This is a genomic window from Chryseobacterium sp. PMSZPI, assembly GCF_002835665.1.
Lineage (GTDB): Bacteria > Bacteroidota > Bacteroidia > Flavobacteriales > Weeksellaceae > Chryseobacterium.
Map to the genome: position 1 here is coordinate 40104 of NZ_PIZV01000055.1, position 25615 is coordinate 65718.

19 protein-coding genes and 2 tRNA genes are annotated in these 25615 nt (G+C 35.5%); 10 read left to right on the forward strand and 11 right to left on the reverse strand.

All coding sequences use genetic code 11. The annotated features are described in order from the left end of the window. Nucleotides 1–164 precede the first annotated feature (164 nt). Nucleotides 165–548: a DUF779 domain-containing protein gene (locus CW752_RS10965; protein ID WP_101239756.1), complete on the forward strand. Its 384-nt coding sequence runs from the start codon at nt 165–167 to the stop codon at nt 546–548. Nucleotides 549–592: 44 nt separating this feature from the next. Here CW752_RS10965 and CW752_RS10970 read toward each other — a convergent pair whose 3' ends face one another. Then, entirely contained in the window at nt 593–1798 is a 1206-nt protein-coding gene (locus tag CW752_RS10970) for a dicarboxylate/amino acid:cation symporter (protein WP_101239757.1), read from the reverse strand. A 93-nt stretch (nt 1799–1891) separates the two neighbouring features. On the opposite strand from CW752_RS10970, the gene CW752_RS10975 reads away from it, so the two are divergent. From CW752_RS10975 to CW752_RS10985, 3 genes are read left to right on the forward strand one after another with little or no spacing between them, the layout of a single operon-like run. Beyond that, nucleotides 1892–2800, forward strand: coding sequence for a DnaJ C-terminal domain-containing protein (locus tag CW752_RS10975; RefSeq protein ID WP_101239758.1), 909 nt, complete (start codon nt 1892–1894; stop codon nt 2798–2800). A 3-nt stretch (nt 2801–2803) separates the two neighbouring features. Continuing rightward, nucleotides 2804–3106 (forward strand): chaperone modulator CbpM, encoded by a 303-nt coding sequence (locus CW752_RS10980; RefSeq protein ID WP_101239759.1) that lies wholly within the window; start codon nt 2804–2806, stop codon nt 3104–3106. 34 nt (nt 3107–3140) lie between these two features. Beyond that, entirely contained in the window at nt 3141–3671 is a 531-nt protein-coding gene (locus tag CW752_RS10985) for a hypothetical protein (protein ID WP_101239760.1), read from the forward strand. Between the two features lie 64 nt (nt 3672–3735). Here the strand turns inward: CW752_RS10985 and CW752_RS10990 are convergent, their stop codons facing one another. Both CW752_RS10990 and CW752_RS10995 read right to left on the reverse strand, forming a co-directional pair. Further along, on the reverse strand, nt 3736–4728 hold the full coding sequence (locus tag CW752_RS10990; protein WP_101239761.1) for a PLP-dependent cysteine synthase family protein: 993 nt from the start codon (nt 4726–4728) through the stop codon (nt 3736–3738). A 107-nt stretch (nt 4729–4835) separates the two neighbouring features. After that, nucleotides 4836–6065 carry an ABC transporter permease gene (locus tag CW752_RS10995; RefSeq protein ID WP_101239762.1) on the reverse strand — a complete coding sequence of 410 codons (1230 nt, stop codon included), beginning with the start codon at nt 6063–6065 and terminating at the stop codon, nt 4836–4838. A gap of 4 nt (nt 6066–6069) precedes the next feature. Here CW752_RS10995 and CW752_RS11000 point away from each other — a divergent pair, with 4 nt between their 5' ends. Next, complete coding sequence (locus CW752_RS11000; protein WP_101239810.1) at nt 6070–7266, forward strand: exo-beta-N-acetylmuramidase NamZ domain-containing protein; 1197 nt, start codon at nt 6070–6072, stop codon at nt 7264–7266. Here the strand turns inward: CW752_RS11000 and CW752_RS11005 are convergent, their stop codons facing one another. Genes CW752_RS11005 through CW752_RS11015 form a run of 3 tightly spaced genes read right to left on the reverse strand, consistent with a single transcriptional unit; the run spans nt 7267 to nt 9296 of the window. Next, nucleotides 7267–7473 carry a hypothetical protein gene (locus CW752_RS11005; RefSeq protein ID WP_101239763.1) on the reverse strand — a complete coding sequence of 69 codons (207 nt, stop codon included), beginning with the start codon at nt 7471–7473 and terminating at the stop codon, nt 7267–7269. It abuts the gene before it with no gap. Between the two features lie 4 nt (nt 7474–7477). Beyond that, complete coding sequence (locus CW752_RS11010) at nt 7478–8113, reverse strand: DUF3575 domain-containing protein (protein ID WP_101239764.1); 636 nt, start codon at nt 8111–8113, stop codon at nt 7478–7480. A 7-nt stretch (nt 8114–8120) separates the two neighbouring features. After that, the gene (locus CW752_RS11015) at nt 8121–9296 is read right to left on the reverse strand and encodes a thioredoxin family protein (protein WP_101239765.1); all 1176 of its coding nucleotides are present in this window, start codon (nt 9294–9296) and stop codon (nt 8121–8123) included. 295 nt (nt 9297–9591) lie between these two features. Here CW752_RS11015 and CW752_RS11020 point away from each other — a divergent pair, with 295 nt between their 5' ends. From CW752_RS11020 to CW752_RS11040, 5 genes are all read left to right on the forward strand, one after another. After that, nucleotides 9592–11187 (forward strand): histidine kinase, encoded by a 1596-nt coding sequence (locus CW752_RS11020; RefSeq protein WP_228401711.1) that lies wholly within the window; start codon nt 9592–9594, stop codon nt 11185–11187. Nucleotides 11188–11300: 113 nt separating this feature from the next. Then, a complete protein-coding gene (locus CW752_RS11025; protein WP_101239766.1) occupies nt 11301–13886 on the forward strand; it encodes a zinc-dependent metalloprotease in 2586 nt (861 codons plus the stop codon). A 6-nt stretch (nt 13887–13892) separates the two neighbouring features. Next, nucleotides 13893–17222 carry a SusC/RagA family TonB-linked outer membrane protein gene (locus CW752_RS11030; protein ID WP_101239767.1) on the forward strand — a complete coding sequence of 1110 codons (3330 nt, stop codon included), beginning with the start codon at nt 13893–13895 and terminating at the stop codon, nt 17220–17222. Between the two features lie 12 nt (nt 17223–17234). Further along, nucleotides 17235–18557, forward strand: a complete 1323-nt coding sequence (locus CW752_RS11035) for a RagB/SusD family nutrient uptake outer membrane protein (RefSeq protein WP_101239768.1) — start codon at nt 17235–17237, stop codon at nt 18555–18557. Between the two features lie 73 nt (nt 18558–18630). Beyond that, entirely contained in the window at nt 18631–19395 is a 765-nt protein-coding gene (locus CW752_RS11040; protein ID WP_101239769.1) for a LytR/AlgR family response regulator transcription factor, read from the forward strand. An 83-nt stretch (nt 19396–19478) separates the two neighbouring features. Here CW752_RS11040 and CW752_RS11045 read toward each other — a convergent pair whose 3' ends face one another. From CW752_RS11045 to CW752_RS11065, 5 genes are all read right to left on the reverse strand, one after another. Then, nucleotides 19479–20831: a T9SS type A sorting domain-containing protein gene (locus CW752_RS11045; RefSeq protein ID WP_101239770.1), complete on the reverse strand. Its 1353-nt coding sequence runs from the start codon at nt 20829–20831 to the stop codon at nt 19479–19481. A gap of 651 nt (nt 20832–21482) precedes the next feature. Continuing rightward, a tRNA-Phe gene (locus CW752_RS11050) sits at nt 21483–21555 on the reverse strand. A 274-nt stretch (nt 21556–21829) separates the two neighbouring features. After that, nucleotides 21830–21902: transfer RNA gene (locus tag CW752_RS11055), tRNA-Phe, on the reverse strand. Between the two features lie 107 nt (nt 21903–22009). Next, the gene (locus CW752_RS11060) at nt 22010–23851 is read right to left on the reverse strand and encodes a lysophospholipid acyltransferase family protein (protein ID WP_101239771.1); all 1842 of its coding nucleotides are present in this window, start codon (nt 23849–23851) and stop codon (nt 22010–22012) included. Between the two features lie 22 nt (nt 23852–23873). Further along, complete coding sequence (locus tag CW752_RS11065; RefSeq protein WP_101239772.1) at nt 23874–25112, reverse strand: aspartate kinase; 1239 nt, start codon at nt 25110–25112, stop codon at nt 23874–23876. Between the last annotated feature and the right edge of the window lie 503 nt (nt 25113–25615).

A 25615-nucleotide genomic window follows, 5' to 3' on the forward strand; every position in this document is an offset into this window, starting at 1 on the left:
CTTCACTTCGTTGCGGTACTATCGTACCGGCTCGTTCCTCGCCGCCCTTTTTATCCCTCACGCAAAAATTGTAGTCCGGATTTTTTAATAAAAAGCTAGCATCGTATGGTACATATCAAATACGAAGAATAATTCTTGCTTTATCAATAATCAAAATAAATGAAATGGAAACGAAAACAAAAAGACTTTCCGTAACAGAAAAGGCTCTTGAAGTGATTCGGGAACTGGAAAATAAATACGGGGAGCTCATGTTTTACCAGGCAGGAGGATGTTGTGAAGGTACTCAGCCGCAATGTTTTGAAAAAGGAGGCTTTTTCCCCCGGATGAATGATGCTATGATCGGAACCATTGACGGATATGAATTTTGGATAGACCGAGATCTCTTCGAATATTGGAAATATTCCCATTTTACATTAGATGTGACGGATGGATTCGGTCCCGGAGGTTTTTCATTGGAAACACCTTTAGGTAAAACCTTTAAAGTACATTACAAACTTTTTACTCCTGAAGAATATGAAAACCTGGAGCCTGTAAAACGGAGTGAATAACATCTTTATTCTCAATCGTAAGAAGATTGATGATTGGAGCTACATCAGGAGGTGACTTTCACAAACCGATTGACAAACATCGCCGCTACAATATCTCCTACTGAATTTAAAACAGTTGCCAAAGGATCTACCAATGTTCCGATAATCATTACAGCAGGAATGGCTTCCTGAGGTAATTTATATACTGAAATCATCAACATTTCGCCAATATATCCACCATTTGGAATACCACCTGCCACGATGCTTACAAATACTGTAATTCCTAAAGCAAGCAGCAGATTGGCAGGGTCAAAGAAATCTTTTCCGATAATCAAAAAAGCAACATAAATTTTGATAATGGAAGACATTGAGGAACCGTTTTTATGCAGAGTCGTTCCAATAGGAATCACAAGATTAGCAATTGAGTTAGGGATTCCAATTTTAGAGGCTGCCTGTAAATTGGCAGGCATGGTAGCAAAGCTACTACAGGTACTTATGGCTGTAAGGGAGGGATAAATGGCATTAGTCCAGAAATTTTTAACCCCCTTTTGTCCGGCAGCCATAAAAGCATAAAGAGAAAAAAATACAAGAAAGTAAATAACTCCCGCAATATAATAGAGCCCTAAAGGTTTCCCATAAAATCCAAAAAGCTGAGGTCCTAAAGTAGCTACCTGATAAGCGAAATAAGCCCCTAAACCAATTGGAGCAAGTTTCATAACCAATAAGAGAAGTTCTTTCATGACTTCATATCCTGATGCAATAAAAATTCTGAAAGGCTGCCCTGCATCCCCGGTTTTCCTTGCTGCAAATCCCGTCAAAAAAGCAAAAACCAGAAGGGCTAGCATATTCCTTCTCGAGAAGAGTTCTGTAAATTCGCCTACAGTAAAGAAACTGACAATTCTATTTCCCCAAGTGTCATTATTAGCCGCTTCAGTAATGATCTCCGAGCTTCCGGAAACTCCCGAAACAGGAAAAAAGTAGACCATAACTATTGTGAAAATAGCTGCAGTGAGGATGAAGAATAAAAAAGTAAGAGCCATTACAAGTATAATCCTTCCAAATTTTGATTGCTGCTCCAAAGAAGCTATAGAATTTGAAACTGCAAAAAACACCAAAGGAACTACACTTACAAAAAGAAGATTAAGGAAAATATCCCCCAAAGGCTTAATATATTCTACAAAATTAGGAGCAACAATGCCGATGATGCTTCCAATAGTGATTCCTAATAATAAAAATATAATCCCAGAGTAGTTTTTCAATATCTCTTTCATAGAGCGCTTTTTATCAAAGATAAGTTTATTTTTAACATTCTGTTATACAATTTTCAGACCTAAAATTCATAAATTTGAGTAAACATCGTTTCTATGGCTTATATAGATTACTATAAAATTTTAGGCGTAGATAAAAGCGCAACCCAGGATGACATTAAAAAAGCCTATCGAAAATTGGCAAGAAAGCTACATCCTGACCTTAATCCTGACGATAAAGAAGCAGAGAAGAAATTCAAAGAGCTCAACGAAGCCAATGAAGTTCTCAGTAATCCCGAAAATCGTGCTAAATATGATAAATACGGCGAAAACTGGAAACATGGTGAAGAGTACGAAAAAGCTCAACAACAGCAAAGGCAATATCAACAGCAGAATTACGGGGGTGGGTTCTCCGGTGCAGATTTTGGGGAAGGTGAAGGTTTTTCAGATTTTTTCCAAAATATGTTTGGCGGGTCAGGTGGTTTTGGTAGAAGTTCCAGAGGAAGTGCTTCCGGGAAATTTAAAGGACAAGATGTACAAGCCGAACTCAATTTAAACTTGAGAGATGCTGCTAAAACCCATCCGCAAACTTTTGAGATCAATGGTAAGAAGGTAAGGATAACCATTCCTGCAGGAGTATATGATGGACAACAGATTAAATTGAAAGGTCATGGAAATCCAGGCGTCAACGGAGGCCCAAATGGAGACCTTTACATTACGTTTAATATTCCTGTTGATCCTAACTTCGAAAGAATAGGAGATGACCTGAAAACTAAAGTCGCTATTGATCTGTATACTGCTGTTTTAGGAGGAGATGTAAAAGTGAATACTTTAGATGGAAGTGTAAACCTTAAAGTAAAACCGGAAACACAAAACGGAATTACGGTAAGACTGAAAGGAAAAGGGTTTCCTGTATATAAAAAAGAAGGAGAGCACGGAGATCTTTTTGTAACTTATGAAGTGAAGCTGCCAACCAATCTTACAGAAAAGCAGAAAGAACTTTTTGAACAACTAAAAAATTCCTAAGCTATGAGTGAAAGAATATCACGAGAAGAACTTGTAAAAATATACAATATCGAAATTACTTTTTTTGATGAGCTTGTAGATTATGGGCTGTTGAATGTACAAATAGAGAATAATATTTACTACCTGATGTACGAAGACTTGCCCGACTTAGAAAAATTTGCCAATTGGCATTATGATCTTGAAATTAATCTTCCGGGTTTGGAAGTTATTCATAATATGCTGAAAAAATTAGACGCTCTGAAAAAAAGAAATAGAGAATTAATGAATAAACTTTCTGCGATAAATGATCAATATGAAGATATTTAGTTTAGTTTTGTAGCTTTTAAAGTAACCATGTACTATGAGTGAGGAAAAGGTGATTACATTAAAACCTGACAGAAAGAATTTTGAAGATATTTATTTTAGTGGTAACCAAGGCAATCTGCTTTTTTCACCTACAACTAAAAGTAAAACAATAACAACAATTGCAGCAGCAGTTATTCTACTGATTGTATTTCTTTTCAAAGAAAGTTTGAGTAAAGAAAGTGCCGGAATTTTATATTTCCTGAGTTTTATATTTTTACTTTGTGCCGTTTTTTTATCGGTAAGTGTCAATAAGGTTTCAAGATGGAAGAAACAGGTGAATCACTATCTTACCTCTCTTGAAAACTGTACAATCTACGAAATTAGATTGGATGATCAATTTTTTACAGTCAATATTGATGGAGAAAAAGAAACCAGTGAATGGAAAGACTTTGACTATTTTGACAGTAATAATGAATTTATTTCTTTGGAAGGAAAGTACAATTATATGTTTCCAAGGAAATCTATGAGCGAAAGAGAGTATAGTCTACTCAAAACCGTGCTTAAAGATAATGTCAATAAACAATAAAAATAAAAACGGAGCAAAACTTTGCTCCGTTTTTATTATGCATTAGCGAATTTACTTTTTTCGCTTATTTATTTTCTTCCAGCCAACCCATTTCTTTCATCCACTCATCATTGTAGATTTTTCCAACATATCTTGAGCCGTGATCATGAAGTAAAACAACGATGACATCATCTTTAGTAAATTGGTCCTTCATCTGAACTAATGAAGCGATTGCACTTCCTGCAGAATAACCACAGAAGATACCCTCTTCTTTAGCCAGTTTTCTTGCATAGATAGCACCATCTTTATCTGTTACTTTTTCAAAGTGATCAATAACGGACATATCGTAGTTTTCCGGAATAATATCTTCTCCGATTCCTTCAGTAATGTAAGTATAGGCATGGTCATAATGTAATTCTCCTGTTTCGTGGAATTCTTTCAGGATAGAACCATATGTATCAACACCGATTACCTTGATATCAGAATTTTTTTCTTTGAAAAATGTTCCACATCCTGTAATCGTACCTCCTGTTCCGGCACCTACTACAAAGTGCGTTAGTTTTCCTTCTGTTTGTTCCCAGATTTCAGGAGCTGTAGATTCATAGTGAGCAGCTCTGTTGGATAAATTATCATACTGGTTTACATACCATCCGTTTTCTGTTTCTTTAGCCAGTCTTTTAGAAACTGAATAATAAGAACGAGGATCAGTCGGTTTTACATCTGTAGGACACACTATTACTTCTGCACCTACTGCACGAAGGATATCACATTTTTCTTTTGATTGTTTAGAATTGGTTACAAAAATACATTTGTAGCCTTTGATGATAGCAGCAAGTGCTAATCCCATCCCTGTATTTCCGGACGTTCCCTCAATGATGGTTCCTCCAGGTTTTAATCTGCCGTCTTTTTCAGCATCTTCTATCATTTTAAGAGCCATTCTGTCCTTTACGGAATTTCCGGGGTTGAATGTTTCTACTTTTGCTAAAACCAGTGCCGGGAAGTCTTCTCCTAATACATTGTTAAGTTTTACCAGAGGTGTATTCCCTATAGTTTCAAGAATATTTTTTGCGTATTTCATAAATGTTTTATAAGCGCTGCAAAGATAAGGCTTTTAAAATTATCTATGCCCGGGATAAAACTAAAAGAGCTTGAAAAGAACTTTCCTTTTCAATATCATCAATATGATTAATTGTACTTAATTGCCTTAACCGGAGAAATCTTACTGATCAGGTAGCTTGGAATAATTAAAGCAAGGGCTGAAATAAGTAAAATTCCTAATGAAATAGAAATAATTGCAATAGGGTTAAGATCTACAGGAACTGTACTTACATAGTAATTTTCCGGATTGAGCTTTATCACTCCGAAGAATTTTTGAATTAAAATAAGCCCTAATCCAATAGCATTACCGTATAAAAGTCCAGGAATCATGATAATAAGAGTATAATTGATAAAAGTTGCTCTTATCTGTGAATTGCTGGCACCTAACGTCTTTAGTAATCCAATGGAATTTGTTCTTTCAATAATAAGGATTAAAAGAACCATGATAATATTGATGACTACCACAATCAGCATAATGATGATGATTAATGCAATATTGGTGTCGAAGATACTGATCCAATCCGTAATCTGAGGGAACTTTTCAGTGGCTTTTTCAGCGTAATTTTTATAGCCAATCAATTTTTCAATTTCAGGGAAGTCTTTGTCAATATCATTTACGTTTTTCAGGAAAATATCAAGTCCGCCTATTTCGTCCGCCTTCATATCCTGAATTTTTCTTGCATGATTAATTCCGCCGATGACAAATTGATCATCAATCAGTTTAATATCTGTTTTATAGATTCCGATAATTCGAAATTTACGATAAAGCGGTTTTTGGTCGGCTTTTAAAAATACGGTAACAATACTATCATTGAGTTTAAGATGAAGGTCATTGGCAATCTTTTGTGAAATCGTAACATTATTGTTAAAACCTACTTCCGTAACTTTTGGTGTGGTGCCGGCAATAAGAAATTTTTTAAATCTTAAACTATCAAAATCTTTTCCGATTCCTTTAAATATAATTCCGGCGAAATTATGTTCATTACGCATAATTCCTGTAACAGTCACATATTTTTGAACATTCTCTACATCAGATAGCTCTTTTATTTTTGCAATATTCAGCCCCTGGTTATCCAGTACCGAAGTATTATAAGAGGAATTGGAGCGGGTTGATCTTACGGTGATGTGCCCGCTGAAATCAGCCAATCTTTCCTTAATAGCTTTTTTGGATCCGAAACCTGTGGCTACGGTAATAAGGGAAACAATAATCCCTAATGCAACAGAAAGCCTGCCAATGAAGATGATAACCCTTGAAAGGTTATTTTTGTTATCTTTGGAAAATGCTATTTTTCTAGAGAAATATAAAGGAAATTTCAAGCTTATGAATTTAGATTTCAAAATTAAAAATTTACTTCTTATTTGCCTAATTTTTTTAGGAGTATTCAATCAATATTATTCTCAAACTCAAGATCAATCGGATTTTAAAACCGGTGCAGATCAACCCGAAGTGTATTTACCACTCTTAAAAAATAAAACCATTGGAGTTGTTACCAATCAAACAGGATTGATGAGTAACAGAACCCATTTGGTGGATTTTTTAGTGAAGAATAATATAAAAGTAAAAGCAATTTTTGCCCCTGAACATGGCTTTAGAGGAGATGCTGATGCTGGTGCGAAAGTGAAGAACGGAGTAGATGTTAAAACAGGAATTCCTATTATTTCTTTATATGGAAACAATAAAAAGCCAAAACCAGAGCAGCTGAAAGGTATTGATATTGTTGTTTTTGATATTCAGGATGTAGGCGTGCGATTTTATACATATATTTCTACTTTAACCTATTTAATGGAGGCAGGAGCCGAGAACAATGTTGAAGTAATGGTTATGGATCGTCCCAATCCACATGATGGTTATACTGACGGTCCTGTTTTGAAGAAAAAATGGTCAAGCTTTGTTGGTATGCATGAAGTTCCTGTGGTGTATGGGCTTACAATAGGGGAATATGGAAAAATGGTAAATGGAGAAAAATGGTTAAAGGATGGAGTACAGGTAAAATATACTCTTGTTCCGATGAAAAACTATCATAAAAAACAACGTTATGCTATATTAGACAGACCTTCACCGAATTTACCTAATGATAAAGCTATTAATTTGTATCCTAGTTTATGTTTTTTTGAAGGTACTCAGGTGTCTGTAGGAAGAGGTACTGATCTTCCTTTCCAGATTTATGGTTCTCCGTGGACGGAAGGTTTACCTTATGAATTTACGCCAAAACCAAATTTTGGTGCAAAAGATCCTTTCCTGAATGGGAAATTATGTTACGGGGAAAACCTTTCCAATTACCCCAAAGATTTGCGTGAGTTGAATCTTGAATGGGTGATCAAAGCTTATAAGAATTATAAAAATCCGCAGTTGGATTTCTTTTTGAAAAATCTGTGGTTTGATACATTAGCCGGAACCGATGAACTCAGAAAACAAATTGTTGCCGGTAAATCGATTCCGGAAATTAAATCTTCCTGGAAGAGAGATTTGGAAAATTTTGAAAAAATTAGATCCAAGTATGTTGTTTATGAGGATTAATTAATCAAAATCTTGTGGTGGGGTTTTATCATTTTTCCCTTTGTTGAGTATGAACAAGCCAACGGTTAATCCAACAACTCCTGCAAAAGCTGTTAATAAAGCTCTTTGCAATTTGTCGGGTAAGTCATTGCCTATATAGTTCATTAAAAAAAGAATCACAAATGTGATTACAGAAATAATAATATGATTTTTTCCGAATGGTTTCATTGTATTATTTTAATTTATAAGAAATCATGACACCACCTCTATAAGGGATAATTTCTCCACTTTTGTTAAGTTTTTCTGCTCCATCATAACGCTTTCCGGTTGAACGATCATAACCTTTATAAAAGCCTTGCGATGTTCCGATAGTAGCATAAAGATCAAGATTCCATCGGTCTGACAATTGAAATTGATACCCACCGGTAATTCCCAATGCTACAGAATATCCTTTTTGATAACGATTGGAATTGATGATAATTTCTCCGGTTTCAGTTATTTCAGCGTTATTATTCCAATAATTCCATTTTTGAAGATTGTAAGCCGATAAACCAATGTTTGCTCCAATGTACCAGTGTTTAAAAGCTTCGTTAAAATAATATCTCCCTTCAAAAGAAACAGAATAAATCTGTAATTCATGCCCCGCAAAAGATTTCCACGGTGAGATAAATACGTCTCCCTGGAGAGTATATTTAGGGCTAATTTGTTTTTCTACGCCCACATTTAATATCCCTATTGGAGCAAATACAGCATTTCCCTTTATGTATAAACTCTTTTCATTTTCTTGTTTTGTTTCCTGCTCCTGGGCAGTTAAAGTTCCTATTGTTAAAAGAGTTAGAATACTTCCTGCTAATAATTCGTATTTCATCGAAGTGTTATTTGATTTGATTTAATAATTCTTTAGCCAGCTTAGAATCTTGGTTCGATTGGATGGCGATATTTTGTGATATTTCAGCGTAATTTTTTGCCATTTCTTTGTTTCCTGTTAAAAAATAAAGTTTGGCAAGGATATAAGTGTTTTCAGATGTTTCTCCTCTCATAACTGATTTTTCTGCCCATTCTGTAGCTTTCTTTAAAGAGGCTGGTGTTTTGATATGATCACTAAATACCCATGCTGCTCTTAAAAGTTCATTGGGTTCAAATGTATCTGCATTTTTGTAATAATCTAATGCTGCTTTCTCATATTCCGGGAAATTGGCATTTTGTTCATAATAAGCAAGCTTTGTTTGATTAAGCTTTGTGGTCGCAGCTTGTTTTCCTACCAACGGTTCAGCGATTTTCATGAAGTATTCTTCATTTATTCTCTTGTTTTTATCATCAATAGATTGTTCTACGATTTTGGATAATTTGAGCTGAGCATCAAATTCATTATAGGTTTCCTCAGGTAGGAACTTTATAATCTCTGATTTTCGAGAGGTAAAGGCAGTATAGTTACGATCTTCTGTTGATTTTAAGAAATATAAAAGAAAACCAATTTCTTCTTTTGAGAGCTCTTCGTTTTTCTTCTTATTTTCAAAATATCTTTCAGATGCTTTTTTGGCAAAATCAAAATCGGTAGAAGAGTTCAGCTTCATAATATTGATCAGGAACTCAGGATTTTTTTCACCATTGGCAAATCGTTCCTTCAAAGAACCTTTTGCATTCCCGGGAGAGTTTACATCCTGTGCCATTGTGACAAACATACTCTCTTCCATATATCCGGTATTTCGGGAGACAAGTTCACCTTCACCATTTAAGAAAAGATAAGTAGGATAAGATCGCACTCCAAATTTAGCCGCAATTTCTCTTCCTTCTCCTTTTTCCATGTCAAACCTTGCATTGATGAAGTTAGCATTGAAATAATCTCCGACAGATTTTTGGGTAAAAACATTTTTTTCCATCATTTTACAAGGGCCACACCAGGAAGCATAGGCATCAATAAAAACCAATTTTTTTTCCTTTTTGGCTTTTGCGACAATATCTTTGAATGGTAATTCCTGAAATTGGATGGCTTCTTGGGCTGAGATGACAATTGAGCAAAATATAGATATCCCGGAGATGATCTTCTTCATTTTCAAATAAGATTTATGGGCGAAGATACTTAATTTTCGAAATATAAAATGATGAATCTATTGTTGAATCACTATATTAACTAATTTTAAGAGTTGAATTTTTTTAAGACTTCTTTATTCAAAAAATGGAGTCCTTTTTAATTTCACAAGTGTTTTAATGATATATATATAATTCACTCAATGGTCCTCAGATCTTTGTTATATCTTTGCAAACGAATAATTTATATACAGAAGCGATCTTTAAAATATAGGCTCTACTACAGCATTGTTAAGGTTTTCTGTATAAGAAAATAGAATGCAGAAGAAATTGAGTATTAATTTTAAACACGCCTTATCCCAAAAATCTATTTACGTTGCCGCACTATCCACCTGCCTGATTGCAGTAGTGGCTTTTGCTGTTTTAAGTCATTTAATTGCAGAAGATAATCGTAAGAATAATGAAGATTTTGCGAAAAAAACTTTCTTCAGAAAATATGAATCTGTAGAAAGTGAATTCAGGAATATTGAAGATTATCAGTATTTGCTTCGTGAGCTAATTCAAAAAGACGGGTTGAAAAACTATAGAGATTATTCTCTGGTTTTAAATGATTTAAATAAAAAAAGAAACCTGTTAACTTACAGTTGGTATTATTACGACCATAATAAAACAGGAAAATACGAAAGTAATAATCCTCTGTCTGGTGTTTTCAAAGAGAGAAACAATGAAAAAGGATCCATTGCTATAAAAAATACAGGTTCCGGGAACTTCAAAGATCTTTTAATCAGCCGTAGAGACAGTATGTTCTGGGTAAGTTATGATTCTCTTGTACTACCGGAGAAAAATGTTCTGTATTATGGCTCTACGGTAAGCCTGGACGATCTTCACCAATATTTTACCAATGTAGATAAAAGTTCCAATACCTATGCCTATGTTTTTACTAAGGAAGGAGTTTGCATTACCCATCCTGAAAAAAAGTATATTGGGAAAAATGTTTTCAATTTCACGGATATCAAGGCAAAAGATACTTTATGCAATACTGTAAAAGCAGGATATACAGAAGGGCTAGCCAACTCAGAATATCTGGCAATGGAAGTTACACGCTTTATCAAGCCTTTGAAAACAGATAATTTTGATGGATATGCAGTCGTTAATTATGTCAACTTTATTACCGATGAGAATATCAATAAAGTGAAAGCCTATACGGTGTATATATTTCTGGCAGCCTTATTTATGATCGTTACTGTTTTTATTCTGTTTCAGCGATCTACAAGCATGGCATATAAGGAAAAAGAAAAAATACAGTCTGAAAAAAATCTACTGTTGATTGAGAATGAAAAAATGCACAAAGCAGAAGTAATTAATCAGTTACAACAGCTCAAGAATAATATCAATCCACATTTTCTGTTCAATTCTCTGAACTCTTTATATATGCTGATTGGAATTAATAAAGAGAACGCTCAGAAATTTACGATGAATCTTTCCAAGATCTACAGGTATCTGATTGTCCCGCCAAAGGAAAATATTGTACCTGTTTCCAAAGAAATTGATTTTATCCGAAAATATATGGAGCTTTTGAAGAGCAGATTTGATGAAGAACTTATTTTCCAGCTCATTATAAAAGATCCTGAAGGTTTAAAGAAACGAATTCCTTATTTATCCCTTCAGATTGTCACAGAAAATGCTATTAAACATAATGTTGCTACCATAGATCAGCCTTTGGAAATTACAATAGAAGTAGACGGGAAAGGCATCATGGTAAAGAATACGTATCAGCCCAAAACGGAAGAAGTGCAGGGAGAAAAATTCGGAATTGATTATTTGAATCAGGTTTATGAGTATTTTAGAGAAAATCCGCTTCATATTTCTGTAGATGGTGAAAACTTTATATGTTTTTTGCTATTAATGAAATAAAATGAAAAAATCCATTCACTCCCGAATAATCACCTTTCACTCCCTAAAACACCCTATATAATTCACTATACCTATAGCTTTGCCAGCTGAAACTAAGATATTTACTATTTGGAATGAATCGGACTATTTTAATGAAGAATTACAGGCTTGCACTGTATCTTGGATTAGCTATGGCATCGCCGGCTGTCCTTGCACAGAAAAAAGATACTGTAAAAACGACCAAGGACAAAACCGAAAAAGCTGATGTTTCATCATCAAAAAAAGCTAAAAAGATTGATGAACTGATTAAGAAAGGAACTTATAAAAAAGGGATTTTCAATACTATTCAGGTAAAAACAGATCTTTATTTTGAAATCCCGGACAGTTTAATGGGACGCCAGTTTTTGGTAGTGAACAAGCTGTCTCAGGTACCGTTGCAGGTAAATGAGGCTGGTTTGAACAAAGGAATGAACTATGAAAATAAAATCATTTCTTTTTACAAAGACAGCGTTGCTAAAAAAGTTTGGGTAAGAACCTCTGAAGCTAAGGTGTCTTCTCCTAAAAATGACGCTATTACAAAATCTGTTAAAGATAACTTTTCAGGATCTGTCATTGAAGTTTTTGATATTGAAGCTCAGAACAATGATTCTACTTCGGTAGCCATCAAAGTGAATAAGGTTTTTGACGGAAATCAAAAAAGCTTTAATGATGTATTGGCCAATGTTGGCCTTGGTGGATCAGTAAAATCAAGTCTTTCCTTTATTGAAGGAGTAAAAACATTCCCGGAAAACCTTGTGGTTAAATCTCAGCTGAGCACTTCAGTCAATGAAGGCGGAGTAGATTTACCGGTAACCCTTGGAGTAACCAGCAATCTGGTATTGCTCCCTAAAGTTCCTATGAAACCGAGAATTGCAGACGCAAGAGTAGGATTCTTCAGCGAAAAGCATTGGTCTTTTAACGATCAGCAGCAGAAAATGGATGAGAAATTTTTCATCACCCGCTGGAACCTGGAACCTAAAGATGAAGACAAGGAAAAATATCTGAGAGGTGAATTGGTAGAGCCTAAAAAGCAGATCGTTTATTATATCGATCCTTCAACCCCAAAACAATGGCGTGAAAAGATCATTGCAGGAGTTCATGACTGGCAGGTTGCTTTTGAACAGGCAGGTTTCAAAAATGCAGTGATTGCTAAAATGCCGGATGAAAAAGATGAGGATTTCGATATTGATGATGTAAGATATTCCGTGATTACCTATGCAGCATCTCCAAAGTCTAATGCGATGGGACCATCCGTAGTAGACCCAAGAAGTGGTGAGATCATTGAAGCAGATATTATCTGGTGGCACAATGTAATGACTTCTCTTCAGGAATGGATGAGAATTCAGATAGGCCCTATAGATCCAAGAGCGAGAGCCAATAAGTTCAGTGATGAATATATGGGAGAGGCAATTCGTTTTGTATCGTCTCATGAAGTAGGACATACTTTTGGATTGAAGCATAATATGGGGTCTTCATTTGCATTCCCTGTAGAATCGCTTCGTTCTAAAGAGTTCACAGATAAAATGGGCGGAACGGCACCTTCTATCATGGATTACGCACGTTACAACTATGTGGCACAGCCAGAAGATGGGGTAACAGCCATCACTCCAAAGATCGGAATCTATGATAAATATGCCATTGAATGGGGTTACCGTTGGTATCAGGATGAATTCGCTGAGAAAAAAGCATTAAAAAATCTGATTGATAAGCACGAAGATGATCCTTTGTACTTCTATGGGGAGCAACAGAGCTACCTTGAAACAATAGATCCGCGCTCACAGTCGGAAGATTTGGGTGATGATGCGATGAAAGCCAGCGAATACGGAATGAAAAACCTGAAGGTTGTATCCAATAATCTTTTAAACTGGACGTATGAAGACGGTAAAGATTATACAGATGCAGGTAAATTATACATGGGTGTTATTGGGCAATGGGATCTGTATACAGGACATGTAATGGCGAATGTAGGTGGGATTTACCTGAACAATACCGTTTTTGGAAACAAGAAGAAAGCTTACGAAGCAGTGCCTGCTGAAACCCAGAGAAGAGCGGTTGATTACCTGGTTAAAAATTCAATCAATCTTCCGCAGTGGTTATTCTTTAACCCGATTACTGAGAAAACATATTCGGTGAAAAATTCACCAATGGGACCGTTTGAACAGACGCCATATACCCTGGCAAGAGGAATGCAATATGCCAACATCTATTCCCTGTTTATGGACGACCGATTGCTTAGACTCCTTGAGAACGAGTTGAAGCATGAAGTTTCAGGTTCCAAAGAGGAAATTTATACCGTTGAAAACCTGTTTGAACAGGTGAGAACGGCCATTTTTAATAAGAAAGGAAGCCTCACGATGCTTGAGAAAATGGCGCAGAAAAATTACGTGGATGCATTGATTGTTTCGGTGAACAAATTATTCGAAAAAACAGCCGTAAAAACATTGAAAACAGATCAGACATTAAATATGCCAATGATCTGTAACTATCATGAAGAAGGTAAAAACCTAAGAAACATCAATTATTCATCCATGAAGAGAGTATCTGAAGTTACGACGTACAAGAGAGCAGAGCTGCAAAAAGTTCTGAATATACTGAATAACACCAGATACAGAGGTGATGACGCTTCAAGAGCGCATTACACAGATTTAATTATTCGTATTGAAGAGGCTTTAAACAAATAAACAGCAATGAAAAAAACTCTAATCCTTTTACCTCTTTTAGCGGCCCAGGTTGCGTTGGCTCAGGAAAAAAAGACCATTACAGGGAAGATAGAAGATGGTAATACTTCCAGCGTAATTGCTGGAGCATCCATAAAAATAGAAACTCAGTCCGTTTCTACAAAAACCGATCTGGATGGCATTATCGAAAGTGTATCCGTAGGTACGGTAGCCGATAAAGACGGGAAATTTATACTGGAAATTCCGGTAGGTACAAAATCTATTCTGGTAAGCTATCCTGGATATGAATCCCGTATTATTCTGATTAATGAAGATAAAACCAATTATACGGTAAGATTGGCTCCTGAAGTTTCAGATAAAAATAAAATTCAGGAAGTTATCATTACCGGATATCAGAAGATTGAAAAACGTAAGCAGACTTCGGCAGTTTCTACGGTAAAAATGGATAACATCAACCAGGCTGGGGTAGCGAGTGTAGACCAGATGCTATCCGGACAGATTGCCGGGGTAGTGGTAACTCCGGAAACAGGATCTCCGGGTGGACCTGCAAAAATCAGAATCCGTGGAACAGCTTCTTTGTCTGGTCCTCAGGATCCGCTATGGGTAATTGATGGACTTCCGTTAGAAGGAAATGATGTACCTAACTTCAGTGACAAGGATAATATCGATCAGCTTCAGAACTTCTCCATTGCAGGACTGAATCCGAATGATATTGAAGATATTACCATTCTGAAAGATGCTGCAGCAACGGCTATTTATGGAGCAAGAGCAGCCAATGGGGTAATTTCCATCACTACAAAGAAAGGAAAGAAAGGAAATATGAGAATCAATTTCTCTGCCGATACTTTCGTAACAGCCCGTCCTGATTTCGATAAGCTAAATCTGATGAATGCATCAGAGAAAGTAGATCTTGAATTAATGCTTGCCAAGCGTTCAGATCTTACTTACCGTGCAGATAGAGGGGAAGTGATGAGGATTTTAACTCAAAATAACCAGCTTAATGATTTTAGGAGCGGTGGTCTTGATGCTTTAACACCGTTCACCCGTAACCAAATCAATGCGTTAAGAAACAACAGTACAGATTGGGGAAAACTATTGTACAGAAATGCGATCAATAGACAATATGGAGTAAGTGTTTCCGGAGGTGGAGAAAGTGCAGATTACTATTTCTCTTTAGGGTATTTTGATGAACAGGGAACCACTATTGGTACAGGATTCAAACGTTATAACCTGACTTTAAAGAATAATTATAAATTAAGCGATAAGTTAACGGCTGGGATCTCTGTTTTTGGGACTGCGAGTGAGAAAGAATCATTTATGACAGATGCTGACGCTGCGGCAAGCCCTGTTAATTATTCAAGAAATGCTAATCCTTATCTGTCACCTTACAATGCTGATGGAAGCTACAGATATGATAAAGATATAGATGGTTTTAAAGATGTATATGTTCCGTTCAACTTCCTGGAGGAAAGAGAGAATACAGATTATACACTGAAAAATCACTCTCTGAAAGCGATCTTAGATTTAGAGTATAAAGTTTCAAAAAGCCTGAAATTTACTTCTCAGTTGGGTATTCAATATGATACCAATAAAACGGAAAAGTATGCTGCTGAAAATACTTATTTTACAAGAAAGTTCAGAGAAGGAACGCGTTATTATAAGGACGGACAATACCGTTATTATTTACCTGTAGGAGGAATAAAACAAAACTGGGATAATGATTTCTTCCAATACAATTGGAAATTACAGGGAACATACAGTACCAAAATCAATTCCGTACATGAAATTGACTTGATGGCTGGTACCGAAATTCGTAAGACGGATGATAATACAACGCTTACCAGAGCATTTGGTTATAATGCTTCTACAAAAACCGGAACACCAATTGTTTTCCCAAGCTCCAACGATGCTGCGGAAAAGAAATATGAAACTTACCGTGAAATGCCTCGTGTAGAAAATGCCTATGCTTCAATGTTTGCTACAGCGTCTTATACCTACGATCAGAAGTATACATTTTTCGGAAGTGTAAGATATGATGGTACTAATTTGTTTGGGGTTAATAAAAAGTACAGGTATTTACCAATATGGGCAGTTTCAGGATCATGGCTGGTAACGAAGGAGAACTTTATGCAGAATATCACTCCTGTTTCCAATCTTAGACTGAGAGCGTCTTATGGTCTTCAGGGAAATATTGACCGTAATACTTCACCATTCTTCATTGGTGAATACAATTATGCTAATATTCTTCCGGGAATGAGAGAAGATGTAATCAATGTAATCAGCCCGCCAAATGATAAGCTTCGTTGGGAAAAAACCACGAACGTGAACTTTGGTCTTGACTTGGGATTATTCAAGAACCGTATCAACCTTACCGCGGATGTTTACAGCAGAAAAGGTACGGATATGATCAGTATGAGAGAAACTCCGCTTGAATCAGGATTCGAATACACAATGGCAAACTGGGGAAGTCTTACCAATAAAGGTTTTGAATTGGCAATTTCTACCAGAAATATCAATAAAGAAAACTTCAAATGGTCAACTACGATCAATTTTGCTCATAACAAAAGTAACGTAGTAAGTGAACAGCCTCGTGATAATGCCCGTCTTCCTACCAGAGAAGGACTTCCAGTAAATGCTGTTTTTGCGTTAAAGACTGCAGGAATAGATGAAAATGGAAACCCAATGTTCTGGAAAGGGAACGAAAAAGTGAAAATTGAAGATTTATTTGGATTGTATGATCCTTATGCAGATTTCCTTCCTGGTTATTTTGCACAGTCAAAGCTTTCCAATGAAGAAATGAGAAATCTGTTTACCTATGTAGGAGATAGAGATCCGAAATTTACCGGAGGTATCATTAATACCTTTAAAATACATGATTTTGACTTAACGGTATCTGCAACATTCAATTTTAAACAGACGGTGATGAAAACCCCATCGTATAAAGGAATGGAGCTGGACAGAGGAAGAAATTATACAAGAGATATCTACGAGGCAGGAACTTCACTTCCGGGGATTACAAGTCCTGAAATGGATAGCAACCCAGGATGGATGGGCAATAAATGGCTTACAGATAACAACTATAATATTTACAATTTGTTAGATATCTGGGCTAAGGAGATCAGCTATGTAAGAATCAGCAGTATCCGTTTAGGGTATACACTTCCTAAGCAATTTACCAGCCCAATGGGAATCAGTAGTTTGAGATTGAGTGTTGAGGGCCGTAACCTTTTTGTATTCAGTAACGGATACAAAGGATATTTTGATCCGGAAACGTATGGAAATATTTATGCACAGCCTATTACCCGTTCAGTGACACTTGGATTTAATGTTTCTTTTTAAAACTTGAAAAAAATGAGAAAAATAACAACATTTATCGCATTAGCAGCTCTTAGTTTTACCAGCATAGGATGTGATAGATTTTTAGATATACAGCCGGAAGGTAAAGTAGTTCCTGTAAATGCAGAAGATTACAGAAAGGTGCTTACCTCTGCCTATTCAAAATATCCGGAACACAGATCTTTATTGGCATTACGTACAGATGAGCTTAGTTTGGATGAAAGTGCCAGTGGTTTTGCTTACAATCGTGAACTTGCCATGTGGAAAGATACCGGTTATGATTCCAATACAGGAGAATATCCTTGGGTAAGATTCTATTCCGTGATCTTTTACCTGAATCAGATCATCAATGAAGGGAGTAAGACAATGGCTGAGTCTCCTGAGAAACAACAAATATTGGGTGAAGCATATGCATTGCGTGCCTATTCATATTTTGATCTTGTTAATTTATATGGTAAGCAATACAACCCTGCTACAGCATCTACAGACAAAGGAGTACCCATCAGTTTAGAAATTGATGTGGAGGCGGTATTGAAGCCTTCTACCGTACAGCAAGTGTATGATCAGATCCATTCTGATATTGCAAAAGCAGAAGGAATGATGCAGGAACAACAGCAGCCAACAGGAAGTAATTACAGGTTTTCCAAAATTTCTTTAAAAGCTTTACAGGCAAGAATTGCATTGTATCAGGGAGATTGGAATAAAGCTTTGGATTATTCACAGCAGGTGCTTTCTATCAATGATGGTTTAAGTAATTTAAACACAACCAATGTAGCTCCGCACCACTATGCTTCAGTAGAATCAATCATGGCTTTGGATAATGCCTTCAATGGTTCTGTGAAGAATAATTTATCCTATGCTGCTCCAGAGCTTATCTCATCATATAATAAAACAACAGATAAGAGATTCGGACTTTATTTTGAAAAAGCACCTGATCGTTACAATGTGATTAAAAAAGGAGATTCAGACTTTAGAGTAACCTTCAGAACAGCAGAAATGTATTTTATAAAATCTGAAGCATTACTGAAACTGAACAGACTTGATGAGGCTAAAGAAACTCTGTTAAAAGTTTTAAAAAACAGATATATTCCGGAAGGATACACGTCTGTTCAAAGCGCAATTGCTCCAATGAATACCTCAGATTTCATGAATTTTCTTCTGGATGAAAGGTTTAGAGAATTTGCAGTGGAAGGTCACCGTTGGTTTGATCTGAGAAGAGCAAATCAGAAGAAGATCGTTCATACAGTTGGTGGAAAAGAATATATTCTTGAACAAAATGATCCAAGATATACAATAGCATATCCGCAAAGTGCAAGAAAAAATAATCCTAATTTATAGAACACTTCATATTAACAACCCCTGAAACCGCTAGAATTTAACCGTTCTAGCGGTTTTTTTGTACTTTTGCAGTATGAAAATTGCCATTATAGAAGATGAGCTGCTGGCTGTTAATTATCTGAAAGACCTTTTAGATAAACAAAACATCATTCCTGTTACGGAAATAGTGGTTCTTCGTTCCAAAAAAAAGGCAATAGATTTCTTTGAAAATAACTCCGCCGATCTTATTTTTATGGATATTCATCTTGGCGACGGGATGAGCCTTGAAATTTTTGAGCAGGTAGAGCTTTTTACACCCATTATTTTCATTACTGCATTTGATGAGTATGCGATGCGGGTTTTCAAACATTTTACGATAGATTATGTCCTGAAACCTTTTGAAGAAGAAGATCTCCATCAGGCATTACAGAAATTTGTTTCCATCAGGAATAATTTTGATCCCGAACCTTTGTTGAAATCCATTTCTACCTTACGTCAGGGTGAAGATCCTGAAATGATGAAACGTTTCATGGTGAGAGAAGGCAATAAGCTGAGATCTGTAGACGAACAAAATACAGCTTATTTCTTTGCTTCCGGAAAATATCTTTTCCTTACTACAAAGGATAATCAAACTTATATTTTTGATGATACCATTAAGGATATTATCCAGAAACTCAATCCCCAGGTTTTCTTTAAAGTGAACCGTAAGTTTATCATCAATAAAGACGCGATTACAGAGATCATCAAACATTCAAGCCAAAAAGTAGAACTGAAACTTTCTCCCGAACCGGAAGTAAGCTCAGAAATTTTTATCAGTAAAACGCAGATTACGGACTGTCTGAACTGGCTGAATAGCTAATGATATCCGACTTCATTTTGATTGTATCGGCATAAAAAAACAGGCTTTTAGGCCTGCTTTGTTTTTAATTATATTTTTTGTTTTTATCTTGTTAAAATAACCTTACGGGTATAGACTTTTTTATCCCTTGTTTGCAGGGTTAGCATATAAACACCTCCCGGTAATGTTGTCGGCAGATCAAAAGTTTTGGAAGTAAACTTTGAACGATATACTTCTTTACCGGAAGTATTACTGATAAAGATCTCTGAGCCTTCCATAGGGAAGTTACTCTCTATTGCTATCTGTCCTGTGGTAGGGTTAGGGGATATGGTGAATATTTCGTTTATAGTTTCAGTTTGGAGAGTATTAGTATCAATCGATTTGTTGAGTGAGGTATTGTAAGACTGTGCTAGTGCTAAGATCTCAGTATCACTGAGTTCCCTATGGTAAATAATGAGTTCATCTATACTAGCATTTATCATGCTTAAAATAATGGCTAACTGATTGCCATTTATTATTATACCTTTTCCAGGTACAAATTTCCCATCGCGGTATAAACTTGCAGATTCGGGATTAATTTTGATTGTATAATGTCTGAATTCAGGTTCATTTTGTATTTTAAAGTGTCTTTCTCCAAACAGATTAGTTAAAAATAAAATTTCCGAGTTATTTGTTGTGGCTTTTGCCCAGAAGGAGATTGTAGCATAAGGATTTAAAGGAATATCGCCAGCGTAAAGAGGGGTATTGGTATCTCCTAATGCTTTTCCACAAACTCCATTTGAGAATAATAAATTATTGACATATGGAGGTGTTAAGCTAGTTCCTCTTATGATGTCAATTTTACTATTCCCATCGAATGGAAAATAATAGGCAGGGTCAAGAGGAGGATTACCACATGTTGTGAATCGGGATGGAAGATGGTGAACATAGTATATTCGGAGGTCTTCTCCCAGCCCAACAAGACCGCTGTGAATGGAAAGCTCTATTTTGGTAAAGGGTTTGGTGGTTGTAAATTCAATAGTACCTTTGTTGGGATCGGGACCGGGCTTCAGCATGTTGAGGTCTATTTTTTTGTAGTCATTGTTTGTAGTGTTTCCGTTAAATGTTTCGATATAAATATCTCTTTTCGCTTGTTCTTTTATTGATACGTTTGGAGTTTCTATACCGATGGTTAGCTTTCGAAAACCGGGAACCAGATTCTGGAAATTAAAAGTCTGTATAATTCTGGCATTTATACCTATTGGTATCCTTAAGGTGGCATAATCATTTTCATTACTTCCTATACTTTTTTCAGAGTCTACTACATTACAGAGTACACAGCCTCCGGTTGCCACGTGGGTTTCACTGTTGGGATAAGTCTTCTCTAGTTGTGCATAGGTAAAGATATGCGTAAAAACGAATAAGGTTGCCCATAATGCTTTTTGCATTTTGCTGGAACATAAAGATAAATTTTTCATATTTTGAGAATTTTGGTTGTTTATTTTAATTCAAAGGTATGAGAATAATTTTGATTTTAATTGTTGTATGTTAAAAAAATAATAATTATTTTATATTTGATTAATATTGATAGTTGTTTATTGAGTCGAATAATTAAATTGTTTTGGTTTATTATCAAAAAAATAATAAATGATATGGCTTTGGGAGGACTAACTTTAGAATCAAGCATAAAAGTTGGAAAGATTGGAATATTTAGATCTGTTAATTTTTAAATTTAAAAGGATCTCTGTTATATGGTGTTGTATTGTTAGGAAGCAAAGGCTGAGTCAACTTTATTGAGTCTTTCTAAGTCTACACATATATAAATTGCTTCATCAGCGATCTTTATCGGTTTCTTAGCTCATTTATCAATAATAATTAAATCTTGTCTTTGCGTTGAAATTAAATTTCAATATAAAGCTTAGAGGCGTGAAAGATAGAACATTTTTCCTCTTTAGATTAACCAAAATTTTGCTTAGTCCACAACTTTTGGGACTGATCCTAAAAAAATAGGTTGTGTGAAAATGTATGATATCTTAGGATCGGATTTTGAGTCGTCCTTGAAAACACTAGGGGGGAGGGAAGTTGTATATAAAAACAAAAAAACCTCTGAAAAATCAGAGGCTTTCAAGTGGTTTCTCCAGGAATCGAACCAGGGACACATGGATTTTCAATCCATTGCTCTACCAACTGAGCTAAGAAACCATTATGTTTTTGTTTGTTACTTCGTTGTTTTTAAAGTGGTGCAAAAGTATAATATTTTGTAATACCATGCAAATTTTTTGTTCTTTTTTCTGAAGTTATTTTAAAAAGTATAAATAAAAAAATAATTTTAAATTTATATCCATGCATTTCTATGTTGCCCACAACTTTTGAGACTGATCCCCTTTTGTCTCACACAAAATAGACGTCAGGTGCTAAAACTTTTGCAGTCATAGTCAAAAACAAAAAAACCTCTGATGAATCAGAGGTTTTCAAGTGGTTTCTCCAGGAATCGAACCAGGGACACATGGATTTTCAATCCATTGCTCTACCAACTGAGCTAAGAAACCATTATATTTTTGTTTGTTACTTCGTTGTTTTAAAGTGATGCAAAAGTAGTAAGTTTTAGTATACAAAGCAAGTATTCATCGTGCTTTTTTCATATAAAGATAAAAACCTACTGATTATCAGTTTGATTATTTTCCTGCTCTTTTCTGATTTGCTCACTCATTTCCTCAAGTACCGGTTTAATCGTGCTTTCGGGAAGATCGCTAATTCTTATATACATTAATCCGTCAATCGCATCATTAAAGTTAGGATCCACGTTGAAAGCAATCACTTTTGCGTTTTGCTTGATGTATTTTTTAATCAGAACAGGAAGTCTTAATTCTGGTTCCAGGTCATCAATGATCTTATCCAGTTTGTTAAGATCGGACTCCATTTCCTCAAAGAAAAGACTTTTGTCTCGATCACGAAGTTTTACCTTATATTCATTTCTCGGAGTGATATATTGAGCCACTGCAGAATCAAAATAATTGGAACGCATAAATTCAATCATCAGAGACTTGGAGAATTCTGAAAATTTATTGGAAATACTTACTCCACCCATTAAGAATTTATGATCAGGATTTCTCAGGCAAACATGTACAATTCCTCTCCATAATAAGAAGAGTGGAAGAGGTTTCTGTTGATATTCCTGACAGATATAAGCACGGCCCATTTCAATCACCTTTTTAAAGAAAGGATGAATGTCCTGCTCAAACTCGAATAAAGAGCTTGTGTAAAAACCTTTCACACCATATTTCTTCATTACCTCTCTGCCCAGTGCCATTCTATAGGCTCCTGCCAGTTTCTTCTCACCGTTATCCCAAAGGAAAAGGTGGTGGTAATGCTTATCATATTCATCCAGGTCAAACGGAAGATTGCTACCTTCGCCTACCGCACGGAAAGTAAGTTCTCTCTGGCGCCCGATTTCCCTCATAATAGAAGGGATTTCTTCGTAAGTTGTAAAGTAGATTTCGTAATTCCCGTTACTGAACAACATTTTATCTGTTCCTCTCAGCTTATCAACATCTTTAATAATGTCTTCTACAGGCGTTTCATCAATAATGTTCTGAACGATATTTTCTTCTTTTAATAAAGGAAATTTTACCGTTAGGTTTTGAAGATTGATGCTTTGGGCAAGAGATTTTCTTTTTTCATAATAAGATTTCATCATATAAACCTTACGCTTCAGAAACTCTCCCAATTCTTCAATGGTTTCCATTTCATCCATTGCCTTTACAGTGATGGGTCTCCCGATTCTGATTCTGATAGGTTTTTCTCTATCATTCATCATTTCTGCAGGAAGCATTAAAGTTTGCAAATTTGGATGTAGTTTGGCAACCTGGTAAAATAAACGGCTGTTTTTAGCATGGAAATACATAGGAACTACCGGTACTTTAGCCATTCTGATCAGCTTAAGTGCCGTTTTTTCCCATTCTTTATCTAAGATTTCACCATAAGGATTGTTTTTGTTGGAAACTTCTCCTGCCGGGAAAATACCTACACAGCCTCCGTTTTGTAAATGCTTGAGGGTCTCACGCATTCCTGAAGAGCTGCTGTAAGCTTCTTTTCTGTTTTCAAAAGGATTTACAGCGATAACATACGGTGCCATAGGCTGGATTTTATCCAAAAGGAAATTTCCCATTACCTTGAAATCCGGACGAACCTCCGTAAGGATTTTACACATCAGAATTCCATCAATAGCACCCAGCGGGTGATTGGAAACCAAAATAAATGGTCCTGTTTTAGGAATCTTTGCTAAATCTTCTTCAAAAGCGACATAGCTGAGATTTCTTTCTCTTACAAATGAGTCGAAAAAGTCTTTGCCTTCCTTATCTTTTAATTTATCGTATAATTTATTTACTTCATTTATTTTAGCAATGCTCATCACAGCAGATGCTACCGGGTTCTTTAGAAACCCAATTTTACTTAAGCCGGAAGCTTTGATCAGATCGTTTTTCGAAATTAAACTCATGTGTGTTTAGTCGCAATTAATATTATTGTGTTACCATTTGAAGAGTATTCTTGGAAATTTGTTCCAATAATACATTTTTTTCCTGGTAAAATCTATCAATGTGATCCATCTTCGCATTTCTTACTGTGAATAAAGATACATTTTTAATTGCTTCGGTTTTAAAAATTTTTTGAAGCTCTTCGTTGAGTTCTTCAATATGATTAAATTTATCCTCCAGACATAATGCCAATGAAATGGCAGAATTCTGCATCAGGGAAACTTTGATTTTATATTTAGATAAATATCTGAAAATTAAGCTCATGTGATCCTCCGCTATGAAAGAGAAATCTCTCGTAGAGATCTTTAATAAAGCCTGATTTTCTTTTAAAATATAAGATTCTTCCTGTTGATTCTTGTCTGAAGCGCCTACTTTAGTTCCTTCTTTAGTAGGATCTACGAAAGATTTTACATAAAAAGGAATGTTTTTTTGTTGTAGTGGTTGTAATGTTTTTGGGTGAATGACACTTGCTCCGTAGTAAGCCATTTCAATAGCCTCTTCATAAGAAATATTCGAAAGAAGAGATACATCATTGAATTTTCTCGGATCTCCGGTCATTACTCCGGGTACATCTTTCCAGATTGTCATAGCCTCAGCATCTAGGCAATATGCAAAAATAGCTGCAGAATAATCTGAACCTTCTCTTCCTAGCGTTACCGTGAAATTGTTATCATCCGAACCGATGAAACCTTGGGTAACATAGCAAATCTCAGGATTTAAATTAGAAATGAATTCCTCAGTTTTCCCCCAATCTACAACGCCTTCTCTGTATGAATTGTCCGTTTTTACATAATCTCTGGCATCCAGCCATTGATTGGTAAACTGGATTTCATTCAGATATTCACTTACAATTTTTGTTGAAATCATTTCCCCGCAACTCACTACCTGATCATACACGAAGTTATAATTAGGAGATTTATTTCTTCTTAAAAAAGAATCAATATCGTCAAAAAAGAGATTGATTTCAGCAAAAACCGCATGATTTTCTGGAAATAACCCATCCGCAATCTCAATGTGTTTTCGTTTTATCTTTTCAATCTCAGTTTGATAGTTATCCTTCTTGAAATAAAGTTCTACAACTTTTTCCAACTCATTTGTCGTCTTGCCCATTGCTGAAATCACCAGCAAGCATTTGGCAAATCCTTGGCTTTTTAGAACCATGGACACATTTTTCACACTGTCGGCGTCTTTTACAGACGCTCCCCCAAACTTGAAAATTTTCATTAAATTGTTAAAAATAAAATTGTTAGATAAAAAATTACATGAGTTTTTTACGGACGTCAAAATTATAAATTTACAGCGAGATATGAAATAGGCTGGCAACATGATAGAATTAAGATTTCATTAAAATCACTCTGAACGTAAGATTTGATAACGTTTGAATGCAGGGTTAGAGAGGATTAAGAAGTATAAAGAATCTTATTTATTTCATACTTTTTTTGATATTTATTTTTTTTGGCGGATCAGATAATAAATTAGCATGTATACTATTTAGGTATTCAATAGAGACGGGTTTTAGACAAAACTTAAAATAAGATTTGGAAACTGTACCAGATAATAGATTTATTTTATACAGTTTTCCATTTGAATTTCAACATTACAATAGATAATCGGAATTTTTCATTGATCCGGGATAACGAATTGGGAAAGAGAATCATGGATGTATATTTAATATTAAGTTTGATGTTGTTTGTATTGTATTGATTTACAGTATTTAATCTCTTTTG